The sequence below is a fragment of the Shewanella putrefaciens genome, assembly GCF_016406305.1.
GTDB lineage: Bacteria > Pseudomonadota > Gammaproteobacteria > Enterobacterales > Shewanellaceae > Shewanella > Shewanella putrefaciens_C.
The window spans coordinates 326,470-341,353 of record NZ_CP066369.1; the positions used below are offsets into that span (position 1 = coordinate 326,470).

Consider the following 14,884-nt stretch of genomic DNA (forward strand, 5'->3'; position numbering starts at 1 on the left):
TTGTTTGTTTGTTAAAAGTTAGGCGCGTTTTTTTAAAGCTCAATTTAGCATCAAAAATTCGCACGGCAGGCAATGGGATTGATTTCTTGTTGTTTGGAACTTAGAACCGCTGTGTCGGTGACTGCGCTGAAAACTCAGTGCCGCTAACTCCAACAGGCTGTCAGCTAAATAAGACCAGAATACAAGACGATACATAATAATATGTTTACCCGAAGGAGGTAACAATGAATCTTAAAACAGTAAGTCTAGCCATACTGTCTGCACTCTATGGTGCAACTGTGGCTGCAGCAGCTCAATCCGGTAGCCCGGTACTGTTGAAGCAGCTCAATCCTATGCCTGCAAACCCACAGCAGCAAGTACAACAACAGCAAAAAGCTGCAACGCAAGGCATCAATGCCGGTGCGCGTCAGGGTGTATATCCTGGTGGCCGCAATATGCAAATTGCCCCTGCTTCTGCCAAAGATAAATTTAAACCAGAAGCCAACCACACAGGCGAAGATGTTTACATTGTACGCTTACGTGACTTACCCGTCGCAACCTACGATGGTCGCGTATCGGGTTTGGAAGCAACAGCTCAGGCGGTGATCCGCAATGAACTGACCGCGCAAAGTGGTATGAAGCGTGGCGCTGACCAAGTTTCTGTCGCTGAAGTTCGCGGAGTGCAAGAAAGCCGCATCAGTGTTTATGAAAATTTCCTAAATAACAAACAAGAATCCGTGATCGCACAGGCACAACGTCTGGGCGTTGCTACCGATACTAGCAGCCGATTCACCCATGCCATCAACGGTTTTGCGATGCGTATGACGCAGCAACAAGCTGCTATGCTGGCTAAATCCCCTGAAGTCGCTTACATCCAACGCGCTGAGATGTTACAGATCCAAACTGACCGTGGCCCTGAATTTATTGGGGCGAAAAAGGTTTGGGTTGGCCAGACACCTGACAACAGTGAGTTTAAAGGTGAAGGTATGGTTGTGGGTATTATCGATACCGGTATTAACTCAGACCACGTCGCATTCCAAGATTTAGGTGAAAATGGTGGTGAGGGTTACGACCACACTAACCCACTGGGTAAAGGCAATTACCTAGGTGAATGTGCCACTGGCGTCAAAGAGTGTAACGACAAATTAATTGGTATCTACAGCTGGCCTGTGATTACTGACAGCTACGAAGGTAAAGCACCGGCAACGGGTGAAGACTATAACGGTCACGGTAGCCATACCGCTGGCACCGCTGCGGGTAACTACATTGAAAACGTGCCTATGCAGTCTGGTGGTAATGTCGATGGTACTAATACCAGCGATGGTCGTGATTATGGTGTCACTTTCGCTTCTGCCTCTGGTGTAGCACCAAATGCTAATATCGTGTCTTACCAGGTCTGTATGGCAACGGGTGGTTGCCCGCAAGAAGCGCTGTTACTGGCCTATGAGCAGGCGATTAAAGATGGTGTCGATGTTATCAACTTCTCCATCGGCGGTGGCGAACAATTTCCGTGGGATGACCCGGTAGAACAGGCGATTTTATCTGCCCGTGAAGCGGGTATTTCGGTGGCTGTTGCTGCCGGTAACAATGGTGGCGATGGCAAAAAAGTCAATTTCTCCAGTATCGGCCACAGCTCGCCATGGTCGATGGTGGTTGCAGCTAGCACCCATGACCGTACCCTTGATAAAGTGAATAATGGTGTCAGTTTTACCGGTGGTAAAAGAGCGCCTTACGTCAGCTATTATCCTGATAAACCTGCGGATGATGCCATTGCCGGTTACTCCACTGGCTCTGTTACCGGTCGTCCGGTACTTGCTGCCAACTTTGGTGATGAACTCTGTAAAACTAAGTTTGCCCCAGGCACATTCCAGCCAGATGAAATTGTTATTTGTAAACGTGGCGAGAATGGTCGGATAGAAAAGTCTGAAAACGTTAAAGCCGGTGGTGCTGGTGGTTTTATTTTGTATAACGACAAATTCAACCCTGCCGTACCGACAGATAATCATATTAATGATGATTTCTTTGAACTGCCAGGCCTGCATGTGACCAACAGTGCGGGGATTCAGATCCTGAACTGGTTGAAGGATGGTAATACTGATCATCAAATCACCATTCAAGGTGGGTCCATCACCATTGGTGTGGATAAAGTTAAAGCCGATATGCTGGCTGAATTCTCGTCCTTAGGCCCGTCACGTTTCGCCCTTGAGAATGGCTATTCAATGCCGATGGTGCCTCAAGTCGCAGCACCAGGTGTGGATATTCTGGCACCCTATGCCGATGAACATCCACTGGACCCTGCGGGTGCAACCACTTCACGTGACTGGGCGATTATCAGCGGTACGTCGATGGCATCGCCCCATGTGGCCGGTGCTATGGCTCTGGTACGCCAAGCCCATAAGGATTGGACTCCAGCTGAAGTGCAATCTGCACTGGAGATGACGGCTTCTAACACAGTACGCCGTGGCGCGGCGTTAATCGGCGACGACATAGGCTTCCCGGCTACGCAACATCGCGCCGGTTCTGGGCGGATTGATGTGCATGCTGCGATAAACAGCGGCCTGGTGATGGATGAAACTGTGGCGAATTTTATTGCCGCTAACCCGACTAAGGGGGGTGACTTACGTCAGTTAAACCTGCCACAACTGGTAGACAGTTCCTGTAACCGTGGTGTGTGTAGCTGGACCCGGACGGTTAAAGCTACCCGCGATGGCAGCTGGACAATGTCTGGCGGCGAATGGGCTTACGATCGTTGGAATATTCCTTCCTATGGCGAAATCGATATGAATAACGCCAAACTGGAGTTTTTCCCGGCGCAGTTCAGCCTCAAAGCCGGTGAGTCGCAGACTATTGTCATCAAAGCCAATATTCAGGATATCCAGTGGAAAGATGCCCTGTTACTACGTAGTGCACAAGGTCTGGAAACGCTAGAACTGTGGAGCCAAGTGCACCTGACGCCGGATAATAGCAATATTCCTGCAGTACACTGGCCTGTATCGGTCAACTTTGACCGTAATAATCTGCCTGACTGGTTAAGTGCAAAAATGCACCGCAATACTGGTGCTTATCATATTGCCGGCCTGCCTTTGCCAGCGAGTGACAGTTTGGAATTCAGCACAGTGGGACACGCTATTGCTGATACCTTTGAACTGACCTTACCGCAAGACAATAACCATTTCCCTGTTTACATGGACAATGATTATACCCCGGGTCATATCGACACAAGGATTATCAATGTACCAGCGGACAGTGCCCGTTTAGTGGTTGAAGTACTGAAACACGTGGAGGGTTTAGGGGCATCGAAATATGGCAATATTAATGGTGCTTTACAGATTTTTATCGGTAAAGACAGCAATAACGATGGTAAAGCCGACTTTAACGACGAGTGGCTCTGTGGGTCGATGACCGAGATTGAGTTGAACTACTGCAGCCTGACTAATCCAGAACCGGGTAATTATTGGGTGATGTTGTCCAACACCAGAACTCAGGCACCTGACAATGTCACTATTCCAGACCTGAAAGACACCTATAAAGTGGCTACTGCAGTTGTGCCTATGGCTGCTGGCAACATTACCGTGTCAGGTCCTGCAACGTCGGATGGTGTTAATCCTTCGAGTCTTGATGTTCAATGGGATATCGATGAGCTGGAACAAGGTGATGTGGTGTATTCAGCTATAAAGCTGGGTACCACTGGCACACCTGACGGTATTGGTACTATTCCGCTAAAACTGACCCGCGAAATGGACGATATCAGTATCAGTGCACCGACCAAAGTGAAAGGCGGTGAAGTCATTGATGTTGCGTTGCATGTGGTAGAAAACAACAGCGGTATGGACCGTGACTTTGACTTAAGTGCCAAACTGCCAAAAGGTCTGACCTTAATTCCAGGTTCTGTCACTATCAATAATGCTCAGCAGAAAGCCAACTTAACGGTTGAAGGCGATACCATTCGTATTGCCGGTGTGCAACAGGATTCATCCAACTGGATGCATACCTACAATGTTACCGACAGTGATACAGATCCATTGTGCCGCGTACCAAACTATGGCCGTAATGGTGAAGGTTTTGTTGGTCTGGCGAAAAACTACGGCTATGTGCCAGGTTTGGGCGGTAAGGCTGATGACTGGGCCGGTATGATCGTCAATAACAAGTGGGTCGATCCGTTCCAGATCAACCTTGCCGACTATTGGGGAGCTGATGCGAGCCTGTCGTTCTTCAACAACGGTGCTTACAATACCTACGACAAATTCCGTGTATCACCTCAGGGTTTTGTGTTCTTTGGTGATGCCTGGTTTGATTACCAGCATTTAATGCAATCGAAGTTCCCCTACTATATGAACCCATACGGGCCATTTATCGCGCCGTTCTGGCGTGGTCAGGTCGACGAAAACTCCGTAGGTTTTAGTATTCCAGTGGAAGCGCTGAGTACACCGCTGCAACAAAACAGCAGCAAACCATGGGAAGGTTCAGGTATTACCTTGGGATTCAGCGACGATGAAATCATTGTCGAGTGGGTTAACTCTCGAACCGAGCGTTTTACCTTTAACCAGTTTGGCGCTAAGCCGACTAACCCGGAAACTATCCGTGATGACCGTTATACCTTCGACCTGATTATGAACCGTAACTACCGTTATGGTGAAGGTCAGTTTGAAATTATGATGGCCTATGACACCATGGACTTTGGTACACAGGCTGACTTTGGTTCTATCGGTATGCACGGCCACTACGGCCCGCTGGATGTCTTCAATATTCCTTATACTCAGGAAACGGGTATTCAGTACGCCTTTGGTGGCCTGAAAGACAAAGTGAAGCAAAACAAAGTAGTTTGTTACGACTACACAGGTCCTGAAGCGACTCAGTTTGATCTTAGCTTTAAGGTTCGCGTAGCAGAAACCGCTGCGGGTCAGACGTTGAATATGGATTGGATCAGTGATGTCACTGGTCTAGAGCAGGTCACACTTGCGCATCCAGTAGAAGTCGTTGGTACTATTACTCTGGTTGAATTGTCAGACCTGACAATGGACGAAAACGGTACTGCGACCTTCAATGTGATGTTCTCTGATACTGAAAGTGATGCCAAAGTCATTACAGTAACGGGTGAAAACTTCACTAGCGCTATCAGCTCACATGAGAACGATGCCACAGTAACGCTGACACCAAACAAAGATTGGCACGGTAGCACTATGGTCACTGTGACTGTTGCGGATAAAACGGTTCCTTCAGATCTCGCTTCTCAAAGCTTTGAACTGACAGTGACTTCAGATGGTGTTGACCCTGAGGTCGTGACACCTCCACCAGCGCCTAAGCCAGAAGCGAAGGAGTCATCTGGTGGTGCCATGGGCGGTCTGCTAGCGTTACTGCTGCCGCTGATGTGGGTCCGTCGTCGTAAAATGTAAGTGATGTTATATAAGTGATGTTCTGTGGAATGGCGACGGTTAACCCCCTAGCCAAACCACAATCTCTAAACTTTAGTGTAAAAGCCCGGTTGCTTAAGTGGCCGGGCTTTTTTATATATGATGAGCACATAGGCTCTGCTACTATTTCTCCCTAAATCTAGGCATCAAGCATTAGTCCAAAATATGATAGCACTCGATTCACCAACGCTTATTATCACGCAGGCGATTATCCAATGGCTGCTTGCAATATTGCTCATGGCAGAGAGGGGAACAGATCAAGGGACTAAATATTGGGTTATAGCGCTGTTCATCCATGGCTTCGCTAACCTACTGCTTTTTGCACGCCCCCATTTACCCCCTGTAGTTGCCATTGTTTTTTATAATTTTTGTGTCAGTTTGGCGTTTTCATTCAGCTATTTAGCGTTTGCTCGCCTAGTCGATAAAACAGTCTCAAACTGGCTATTTGTATTACCCATATTGTTGATGCCCATAAGTATGTCGATTTATATCGATGACATTGTTATGCGGGTCATCTTTGCCAGTATTATCGTTGGCATACAGCTGATGTTAATGTCATTAATTTTGACCAGAGGCTGTTGGTCTGGCAGCGAAAAATTAAAGAGATGGCTTATTTATTCGACGGGATTACTAGGGCTAGGATTTTTCGTAAGAGCTTTATATTGTTATATAAAACCAGAACTGTTTATTCAAATTATCGCCAAAAGCACTATTCAAGGTAGCTTAGTGATTACTGGCATCATTTATATGATTTTCAGCACTGTGATCATACTCTTAGTTAGATTGTATAAATTAAACAAAGAGTTATCAGCATTAGCATCCCTAGATGGTTTAACTGGCCTGTTTAATAGAAGGGCGTTTATTGATAATGCCAAGGACATCATGGTCAGTGAAAACTTACCCTTGAGTGTTTTGATGTTGGACCTTGATAATTTTAAGAAAATTAATGACGCCTATGGGCATAATGTCGGCGATACTGCGCTTAAGTTCTGTGCCCATGCATTGCAGGATGGGGTAAAACAACAGGGCATTATTGGCCGTTTAGGTGGTGAAGAATTTGCCGTTATTTTGCCTAGAACCGATAGCAAACAGGCGTTAGCGGTAGCCGAAAAACTGCGGTTTGCGATTGAAATCCTTGATGTCCATCCTGATATCACCTTATCAATTAGTATTGGTGTGGCGACATCTCGCAAAATCACTGGCATTGAACCGTTACTCGTTAGTGCGGATAAAGCCTTATATGACGCTAAAGCTAAGGGCCGAAATAGGGTGACCCATGCCGATTTGTTGGCAACAGAGTTAATTTTGCAGCGACAGGTTTTAGATTAACAATATCAAAAACGGCGAGCACTGGGGCTCGCCGTTATTTTAAGTATCTCTCTTTAGGTTAGTTGGCTTTCGGCTCGAAGCTAAAGCTTTGACCCGCGAGCGCGGCTTCAAACATTAGGCCGCCCTTAGCCGCAGTAAATACCGCCATACCATTGATATATGCGCCCTTGGCCGATTGATTACCACCGGACTGTCCAGCGCCTGCAGAGTTCCCCGTCGTTCCCACCTGCGCATTCGCGCCTACATTAATGGCAACCGCCGAGGCTTGGGCGTCAAACTCAAATGTACCGCTGGTGAAGTCATCATAGGATTTAGCATCTTTAAAGAAGATGATCTCGCTATAGGCTTGCCCGCCGAGTTGGAATCCAATAGAGATTTGGGTCAGGCTAGAATCCCCCATATAAACACCACCTTTAAAGACGCGACCTTTACCATAGGCTGCGCCTATTCCAATGCCACCTTTACCCACAGTGGGGAACAGGGCATAACCATAGGCAGTGTCGAAAAATTTACGTGTTTCTTTCGCTTGCTGAAAATTGGCGATGGCTTGATCGTAGCTTTCATCCGCTTGTACCGCAGGAGCACTAAACAGGCTGGCTAATAGGCATGTGGAGACGGCAATGGCAGTTAAAAATGATTTCATGGGTTTCCTCCTCGGGTTTTTGTGCTATCAGACTACTCTTTGTGGTTACAAATGACAGCCTTAGCTGAAGAAATATCAGCTTAGGTTCAGCTTGTGTGGATGAGTCAGTGGGCGCGATATACCTTTTGAGGTTGCATTGGGCTTTTAGTTCTTAGTATCGGGAGTTATCTCGGCAGATTTTGAGTTAACTTCGTTCGATTCTTTTTGAAGCTGTTGAATAAATTCAAATTCCTCTGACGTTAACAGTTCCGTTGTCTGGGGTTCAACCTTAGGTGCTGGCGCCGCGATATGGCCTTTTAAGTAGGCCGTACGGGTAATTTGTTTCAGGCCATATGCGGCTAAGAAATAAAAACTCAGCAGTAAGCTTAAACGCGGCAATGCATGGGATAAGGGGGAGAGAATATCCCCAAGATAGAAGGGAAGTATCACCACAAATACGCGAATTAACCAGTTAAGCAGCATGGCTACAGTCAGGCCAAATAACCAACGGAAATGAATTAACCTTAGGGTTTCCTGCGGGTCATTAACGGGTTGGCTTTTATGCTGCTGGTGCCGGCGAAACAAAAACCAGAGCGCGACAAAGTAACAGCTAGTTTGAATAAAAAGAAAGAGCGGGAGTGCTAAACCCCAATGACTCAGATCTATATGTTGGCGATATTGGAAGAACTCAGCTTGGAACCAGATAGCATCATTATGCAGATTAAACCTGAGCGAAATATCCACTATGGCAAGGCACAGGGTTAGGAGGGAAGGCCAATAATGCTTAGAAAATCCAATGGGTTCAGTGCTCTGCTCTAGGCTGCGTTTGCAGTAAAGGTAGAGCTGGGGCATGAGTAAAAAGTAAATAGGGTTAATCAGGTTAAATAGAATATGTATAGGTATGGGGGAGTTATCCCGGTTGAGCATACCCGTGAGGAAGTAAAGGGCGATAAGACTTAAGAATCCAGCAAGCAGTTTTTGATTATTATTGGCTGAGTAAAAATAACGAATATAAATAGCTAACGCGAGGCAATGTAAGCCCCCAAATAACGACAACCACCAGTAGGCTTGAGCGAAAAAAGTATTAAATTCGTCCATTCGATCTGTTCATGTGCGATACCTCGAGCCCTGTTATAACAGGGAAATTCGAGGCGCAAAAGTGTTACTCAGTATTTTTCTGCGAAATCGCAATGCGTTGATGTCGATTGGATGCGGCTTCGGGGACGACTTCAGGCACGGGCGTCCGCTCTGCCAGTAAGTGCTTGATTGCACGTATGGGATGCGGTAACAACATGCGCGGACCTGAGAAAATCATGATCTCTTTGACCATTTTCTTCTGCTCAGGTTTGTAGCAATGCACTGGACATTTGTTGCAGGTCGGCTTGTTCTGACCATAGGGGCAGCGATCGAGGCGCACCGCGGCATAATCTAATAGCGCTAGGCACTCGTCACACAGGCCGCTTTCACCTTGGCCTTGGTGTTTCGCTCGGCAGTAGATTTTCATCATGGCGGCAATCGTTTGGTGTTCGTAAAGCAGTTTGCCCGTCAGTAGTTCAGCTGAGCCCATGGGAATACCTTAGTGTGTTACTCGGATATCCCATGATAGGCAGTGAAGTTGGCGCTGACAAAACAGAAGCGCCAAATTATGAAGATGCGCACAAAATAATGCTTTAAATGAATCGAACTAAATATGTATGACCTTATCGGCTTCTAAGGTCCAGAGGGTAAGATCCTGCAATGTTCCTATTTGTGCGCCATCGATAATCAGCTCTTCCGTCACGCCCCGCGCTTGGGCGCAGGTCTTACAGAGTAGGATAGGCACCTGCTGGGCTCGGAGGATTTCGAACATCTGCTGTAGGTTGTAGCTTAAGTCGGGGGTGGTTTGATGCTTGAGTACACCGAATACGGCATCGGACATTAAAAAGAGTTTTACATCAACCGCTTGTTCATCATAATCCTTTAACGCTAAGGCAATGCGTAAGCTATTAAATAGTTTTTCAGTTCCATAGGGGCTCGCGTGGGCGACGATCAGTATTTTTTGCATAAGCTTTTCCTACTTTAAATGGGCATTCGCTAAGTCGTAGATTAAAGGGAGAGGTAAAGCGGCAGTCTACTGCAGTTTACTATAACGATTTGAGCGTAAGATCGTATAAAAAGGCATAAATACTTGATTTACACTGACACTATGGACTTTAATAGCGGTTAATCTCTGCTCAATTTTTGGATAGACCCCATTGCCAGCCACCTTATTGGTTTCGGTTTGGCAAGTCAATTGACATGGCTTTGGACGAGAAGCGGCCATCAAAGGTGAACAAGAATGAAGATTTTAGTCGTATTTATACTGATCGTAGTCGGTGTGTTTTTATTTCGTCGCGCCCAGCGTTTGGCGAAGGAAGAGCAAGCGGCAAGGATGTCTAAAGAGGCGGCTGAAAAATCCGTTGCCGATGTGACGTCAGTCGATTCAGCGGCAGAAGTCGTTGCTAATGATGAGCCGGAACCGTCAGTTATTAAGCAAGCCGAGCCTGTGAGCATCACCACAGTGGAAGCCGAGCTGCTGCCCCGTGAATCCCAAGAGCAGATAAATCATACTGAAATTACCGAGGATATTATCGATGTCGATATGCCTGCGGCCCACAATAAAGACGCAGTGATCATCCTAGGTGAAGCCCCCGCTGAGTCTGAGACTCTGACATCCGCCGCGGCAACCGAGCCTGAAATGCCTGAGCCTGTCATACCAGTATCTGCCATACCAGAGTCTGTCACTCCGGCCTCGACTTCGCCAATGGATATTGCTACTCCAGGCTCTTGGGGAAATATCACGCTGCAGCGGGCATTCGAAGAATATCAACAGGCTGCCTCTGTACTTGAGCGTTACACCGCACTGCAAAATATCATTGCTGAATGTTATAAACAGCGAAAATCCGCCGACTATCTTAACTATGGGGCGCAACTTGCACAGCCTTATCTCCTCCTTTTCCGCGATGCTGGTGCTGAGCAAGGTAAAGGCGTTGAGCTGAAAACCACAGGTTTTTTACACTTGGCCACACTGCTTAACGATATCCAAGCCTTCGATGCTGCCATCGCACTTTGCCGAGAAGCCTTAACTCTTGGGCTTAGCGATGGCACTGTCACTGGATTTGAGGGACGCATAAGCCGTATCGAGAAAGCGCAGGCAAAGGCTACCACTGCATAATGTATTAGCGGGATAAACCCTTAGGCGAAAAGCGGTTATTTCCCTCGCCTAGGCAGTGTAGAATCCCTGTTAACTGAATGCGCAAAAGGCGAACTAAGGTTCGCTTTTTTTATGGGTTAACACGATGAAACTAAGTTTTGCCACGCCGAGACTGTTCCTTACGCTAGGGTTACTATTTTTGGGTGCTTGCACTAAAACCCCCGAATGGACCTTGTTCTACTATAACGATGTGAGCGCCCTACCTGCGGCACAGCTGCAAACTGAGGATATTCATGGCTATTACGACACCTTGGAACAATGCCAGCGCAAAGCCCAGGGTATGCAGCGTTTAAGGCAGGGGGATGATATGGGCGCGGGTGTTTATCAATGTGGGCATCTCTGTGGGCTCGATGATAAGTCGGTGCTGGTGTGTAAGAGCTTGAGCCAATAGGCGGGTAGAGATGAAGTTCAAACAGGATTTTTTTAATCAGCTGCCAGAGTTCTATTCCCAAGTTTACCCTCAGGGGATAAGCCATCCCCATTGGCTTGCCTGGAGTGACGATGCCGCGCAATTAATTGGCTTAACTCAGCCCAACGAGGCGTTATTGCTGGGGCTCTCTGGTAATGCCGCCCTCGATGGCGCGACTTATTATGCCCAAGTGTATAGCGGCCATCAATTTGGGGGTTATACACCGCGTTTAGGGGATGGGCGGTCGATCATTCTCGGCGAAGCGATAGGGCCCAATGGAGCATGGGATGTGGCGCTAAAGGGCGGTGGTCCAACGCCGTACTCGCGCCATGGCGATGGCCGTGCCGTGATGCGCTCAGCGGTGCGGGAGTTTTTAGTCTCTGAAGCTCTGCATCATTTACATGTGCCGACGACCCGAGCCTTGGCTGTAATTGGCTCTGACTTACCCGTGTGGCGCGAGAGCCAAGAAACCGCAGCCATTACAGTGCGCTTAGCCCGTAGCCATATTCGCTTTGGTCACTTTGAATTTTTTTGCCATAGCGAACGTGGCCGCGCCGATAAGCTGACCCAATTACTCAACTTCACTATTACTCAGCATTATCCGCACTTGAGTTGCGATCCATCGGGTTATAAAGCGTGGTTTTTACAGGTGGTACAAGATACCGCCAGAATGATTGCCCATTGGCAGGCAATAGGTTTTGCCCATGGGGTGATGAACACGGACAATATGTCGATTTTAGGGGAGAGTTTCGATTTTGGCCCCTTCGCGTTTCTCGATACCTTTCAAGAAGATTTTATCTGTAATCATTCGGATCCCGAAGGTCGCTACGCCTTTGGCCAGCAGCCCGGAATTGGCCTATGGAACCTGCAACGCTTAGCGCAGGCGCTCACGCCCGTGATCCCATCCGATGATCTGATCGCCGTGCTCAATCAATACCAAGATGCCTTAGTTCAACCTTATTTGCGTTTGATGCGGGCAAAGTTAGGTCTGCCAACCTTGGCAATACAGACGGCGGAGCAAGATAAACAAGATTTAGAGCTTATTGGCCGATTCACTGTGTTAATGGAGAAAAATCAGCTCGACTACACTCAAACATGGCGTCGATTCGGCAAAATAGATCCCACCAGCCAATGGAGTTCACTGCGGGATGATTTTATCGATACCAGTGAATTTGATGCTTGGTATCAGGCTTATCAACGGCGATTGGGAGCTGTCGCAGATATTAACGCTTGGCAAGCCGAGCGTAATAGCGTAAACCCCAAGTATATTTTGCGTAATTACTTGGCCCAAGAGGCCATTATCGCGGTAGAAGAGGGGAATTTGGCACCGCTGCACAGGTTGCAAAAGGTGCTGAGTCAGCCCTTTGCCGAACAAACCGAACATGAAGACTTGGCCAAGCGTCCACCGGACTGGGGCCAAGGTTTGATCATGTCATGCAGCAGTTGAGCGAAAAGTCAGCATGAAATTACAAGCTATTCATTTAGATAAAGCGGCATTAAGCCTAGCGATTAGTGCCGAGATTGATTTCGATCGTTTCACCGATTTTGCCGAACCACTGGTGGCGGCATTAGATTGCCATGTGCGCGAGCGTCAATGGGGTGCCGATAGGCATCAATGGTTATTGGAGTTTGAAGGGAGTCATTTATGGCTCAATTATGAGTTTTACGGCAACATTTGTTGGCTTTCGACCGAGCGGGAAGCCGATTTCGAGGTGTTGGAATACCTGGCCACTTTGCTAAAACCTTACCTATAAGTGAATCGATATGAGTCAAAATGTGGTTAACCAAAACAACTCGCTACCCGAGAATCAAGACGACAGGGGGGCCGAGTTTCATTTTCAGGCCCTGACTCCGGATTTGATCTTAGATGCCATTGAGAGCCTTGGCATTTATCCCGAGACAGGGCTACTGGCACTCAACAGCTACGAGAACCGCGTCTATCAATTTCGCAGCGATGAAGGACTGCGCTTTGTGGTGAAGTTTTATCGCCCTAATCGCTGGAGCGATGCTCAAATTCAAGAAGAGCACGACTATGCGCTTGCCTTGGCCGCTGAAGATATTCCCATGGCGGTGCCCGTTGTTTTAGACGGTAAAACCCTGCACTTCTACCAAGGTTTTCGATTTACCTTGTTTCCTTCCCTCGGGGGGCGAGCCTTTGAAGTCGATAATTTGGAGCAGTTGGAATTAGTGGGCCGTTTTATCGGCCGTATGCATCAGTACGCGGGGCAGGAAGCGTTCAGTGAACGTGAACCGCTTAATCCGCAAATATTGGGTGCTGAGCCGCTTGCGTGGTTAAAGCAATCTGAGCTTGTACCGACAAATCTGCGGGTGGCATTTTTTACTGTGGTAGAACAAGTGTTAGCTAAGGCGAATGCCATTTGGGCTCGTCAAGGTTTTGCGGCTATTCGACTCCATGGGGATCTACACCCTGGTAATATTTTATGGACGCCCGATGGCCCAGGTTTTGTGGATTTGGATGATGCCCGCATGGGGCCAGCGATCCAAGATCTGTGGATGATGCTCACGGGCGACCGAGCGCAACAACTTATGCAGCTTGAGATTTTACTCGAGGCCTATGAAGAGTTTTGTGAGTTTGATACTCGGCAACTGGCCTTGATTGAACCGCTGCGTGCGTTGCGTATGGTGCACTATAACGCTTGGATTGGCAGACGTTGGCAGGATCCCGCTTTCCCGATGAACTTCCCTTGGTTTGGGGATGACAAGTACTGGGAGCAACAGATCTTGGCTTTTAAGGAGCAATTATTTGCCCTCGATGAGCCGCCATTGAGCCTAATACCCTATTAAAGAGATATCCTGTGACATTAGATTGAACTCTTAGGCTTGAGTTACACTCGAAAAATAGAATATGTTAGGCTCCAGCTCATTTATACAATTGATTTAAGGAATTTTTATGAAAAAAGTATTACTCATGGCCGCTGCGTTGTTATTAGCACCACTGGCGGCATCGGCTGTGGAATACCAAGAAGGTGTACATTACACAGTGATCAACGATGGCCCAGCCACTGCTAAGCCAGAGATCACCGAGTTTTTCTCTTTCTATTGCCCACATTGCTACAGCTTTTCCAAAAACGTCGTACCAAAAATCTTAGCCGAGAAGCCAGCGGGTGTGGAATTTAGTCAGACACACGTCGATTTTATCGGTAAAGAAATGGGCGTAGAAATGTCACGTGCTTTTGCCGTGGCTCACCAACTCAATGTGGGTGAAAAAATCGACGCCGCATTATTTGCTGCCATCCATGATAAGAAACAACACTTTACTAACCGTGATGATGTGCGTGCCTTGTTTGTGGCAAATGGGGTCGATGGTAAAACTTTCGATGCTGCGGCCGATTCATTTATGGTAAAAGCCCAAATGGCGAAAATGAAGCGCGATACTGAAAACGCGAAACTGACAGGCGTACCCGCACTGGTTGTTAATGGCAAATACCGTGTTGAAAATGGTGCAGTTAAGTCCTTCGACGAGCTATTAGATATCGCTTACTACTTAGCGAGAAAGTAATTATCACAGGATTGCAGTGACTTTGTCATTTGTCTGCAATCTAACTTATTGATAATATAAGAGTAATAAAAAAGGAGCCTAGTGCTCCTTTTTTATTGGCGAGCACATATAGTCCAAAATACGTTGAACCAGTATTTCGGTGTATTCGTAGGTATTAGCTAGAATTTGGCAAAAAAAAACCGTACTTCCGATTAACGGAAAGTACGGACTTGAGCCATAGGGCTCATTTTTACCCTGAGTAACGCAGCTAATGTATCATCGCGTCAAAAAAATGGCAAGTGTCAATATAATGGCGCTTTTGTCGTGAGTTAAAGATATCACAATATAAGCCAATTAAATCATATGATTAATGTGTTTTGGTGTGAGAGATCGAAAAAAAGAG

The 14,884-nt window shown here is 47.2% G+C and carries 12 protein-coding genes; 8 read left to right on the forward strand and 4 right to left on the reverse strand.

Annotated features, from left to right (window positions below; genetic code table 11):
• Positions 1 to 224: 224 nt before the first annotated feature.
• Both JFT56_RS19985 and JFT56_RS01485 read left to right on the forward strand, forming a co-directional pair.
• Positions 225 to 5,372 (forward strand): S8 family serine peptidase, encoded by a 5,148-nt coding sequence (locus tag JFT56_RS19985; RefSeq protein WP_198781980.1) that lies wholly within the window; start codon positions 225 to 227, stop codon positions 5,370 to 5,372.
• 183 nt (positions 5,373 to 5,555) lie between these two features.
• The gene (locus JFT56_RS01485; RefSeq protein WP_198781981.1) at positions 5,556 to 6,719 is read left to right on the forward strand and encodes a GGDEF domain-containing protein; all 1,164 of its coding nucleotides are present in this window, start codon (positions 5,556 to 5,558) and stop codon (positions 6,717 to 6,719) included.
• Between the two features lie 58 nt (positions 6,720 to 6,777).
• On the opposite strand, the gene JFT56_RS01490 is transcribed toward JFT56_RS01485, so the two are convergent.
• From JFT56_RS01490 to JFT56_RS01505, 4 genes are all read right to left on the reverse strand, one after another.
• Positions 6,778 to 7,362, reverse strand: a complete 585-nt coding sequence (locus tag JFT56_RS01490) for a YSC84-related protein (RefSeq protein ID WP_198781982.1) — start codon at positions 7,360 to 7,362, stop codon at positions 6,778 to 6,780.
• 144 nt (positions 7,363 to 7,506) lie between these two features.
• Positions 7,507 to 8,439, reverse strand: a complete 933-nt coding sequence (locus JFT56_RS01495; RefSeq protein WP_198781983.1) for a hypothetical protein — start codon at positions 8,437 to 8,439, stop codon at positions 7,507 to 7,509.
• A 64-nt stretch (positions 8,440 to 8,503) separates the two neighbouring features.
• Complete coding sequence (locus tag JFT56_RS01500) at positions 8,504 to 8,908, reverse strand: nitrous oxide-stimulated promoter family protein (protein WP_198781984.1); 405 nt, start codon at positions 8,906 to 8,908, stop codon at positions 8,504 to 8,506.
• Positions 8,909 to 9,025: 117 nt separating this feature from the next.
• Positions 9,026 to 9,385, reverse strand: coding sequence for a DsrE/DsrF/TusD sulfur relay family protein (locus JFT56_RS01505; protein WP_198781985.1), 360 nt, complete (start codon positions 9,383 to 9,385; stop codon positions 9,026 to 9,028).
• A 273-nt stretch (positions 9,386 to 9,658) separates the two neighbouring features.
• On the opposite strand from JFT56_RS01505, the gene JFT56_RS01510 reads away from it, so the two are divergent.
• The 6 genes from JFT56_RS01510 to JFT56_RS01535 all read left to right on the forward strand — a co-directional run bounded on the left by JFT56_RS01510 (position 9,659) and on the right by JFT56_RS01535 (position 14,502).
• Positions 9,659 to 10,534 (forward strand): hypothetical protein, encoded by an 876-nt coding sequence (locus JFT56_RS01510; protein ID WP_198781986.1) that lies wholly within the window; start codon positions 9,659 to 9,661, stop codon positions 10,532 to 10,534.
• 124 nt (positions 10,535 to 10,658) lie between these two features.
• On the forward strand, positions 10,659 to 10,964 hold the full coding sequence (locus JFT56_RS01515; RefSeq protein WP_198781987.1) for a hypothetical protein: 306 nt from the start codon (positions 10,659 to 10,661) through the stop codon (positions 10,962 to 10,964).
• A gap of 10 nt (positions 10,965 to 10,974) precedes the next feature.
• Complete coding sequence (locus tag JFT56_RS01520; RefSeq protein ID WP_198781988.1) at positions 10,975 to 12,429, forward strand: protein adenylyltransferase SelO; 1,455 nt, start codon at positions 10,975 to 10,977, stop codon at positions 12,427 to 12,429.
• A 13-nt stretch (positions 12,430 to 12,442) separates the two neighbouring features.
• Positions 12,443 to 12,736 carry a DUF3630 family protein gene (locus JFT56_RS01525; RefSeq protein ID WP_198781989.1) on the forward strand — a complete coding sequence of 98 codons (294 nt, stop codon included), beginning with the start codon at positions 12,443 to 12,445 and terminating at the stop codon, positions 12,734 to 12,736.
• 10 nt (positions 12,737 to 12,746) lie between these two features.
• Entirely contained in the window at positions 12,747 to 13,787 is a 1,041-nt protein-coding gene (locus JFT56_RS01530) for a serine/threonine protein kinase (RefSeq protein ID WP_198781990.1), read from the forward strand.
• 106 nt (positions 13,788 to 13,893) lie between these two features.
• Complete coding sequence (locus JFT56_RS01535; protein WP_198781991.1) at positions 13,894 to 14,502, forward strand: thiol:disulfide interchange protein DsbA/DsbL; 609 nt, start codon at positions 13,894 to 13,896, stop codon at positions 14,500 to 14,502.
• Positions 14,503 to 14,884 lie beyond the last annotated feature (382 nt).

Bases quoted from the DNA above. Each gene is read 5' to 3' on its own strand.
- JFT56_RS19985 (WP_198781980.1), top strand. From the start codon at position 225: ATGAATCTTAAAACAGTAAGTCTAGCCATACTGTCTGCACTCTATGGT.
- JFT56_RS01485 (WP_198781981.1), top strand. From the start codon at position 5,556: ATGATAGCACTCGATTCACCAACGCTTATTATCACGCAGGCGATTATC.
- JFT56_RS01490 (WP_198781982.1), bottom strand. From the start codon at position 7,362: ATGAAATCATTTTTAACTGCCATTGCCGTCTCCACATGCCTATTAGCC.
- JFT56_RS01495 (WP_198781983.1), bottom strand. From the start codon at position 8,439: ATGGACGAATTTAATACTTTTTTCGCTCAAGCCTACTGGTGGTTGTCG.
- JFT56_RS01500 (WP_198781984.1), bottom strand. From the start codon at position 8,908: ATGGGCTCAGCTGAACTACTGACGGGCAAACTGCTTTACGAACACCAA.
- JFT56_RS01505 (WP_198781985.1), bottom strand. From the start codon at position 9,385: ATGCAAAAAATACTGATCGTCGCCCACGCGAGCCCCTATGGAACTGAA.
- JFT56_RS01510 (WP_198781986.1), top strand. From the start codon at position 9,659: ATGAAGATTTTAGTCGTATTTATACTGATCGTAGTCGGTGTGTTTTTA.
- JFT56_RS01515 (WP_198781987.1), top strand. From the start codon at position 10,659: ATGAAACTAAGTTTTGCCACGCCGAGACTGTTCCTTACGCTAGGGTTA.
- JFT56_RS01520 (WP_198781988.1), top strand. From the start codon at position 10,975: ATGAAGTTCAAACAGGATTTTTTTAATCAGCTGCCAGAGTTCTATTCC.
- JFT56_RS01525 (WP_198781989.1), top strand. From the start codon at position 12,443: ATGAAATTACAAGCTATTCATTTAGATAAAGCGGCATTAAGCCTAGCG.
- JFT56_RS01530 (WP_198781990.1), top strand. From the start codon at position 12,747: ATGAGTCAAAATGTGGTTAACCAAAACAACTCGCTACCCGAGAATCAA.
- JFT56_RS01535 (WP_198781991.1), top strand. From the start codon at position 13,894: ATGAAAAAAGTATTACTCATGGCCGCTGCGTTGTTATTAGCACCACTG.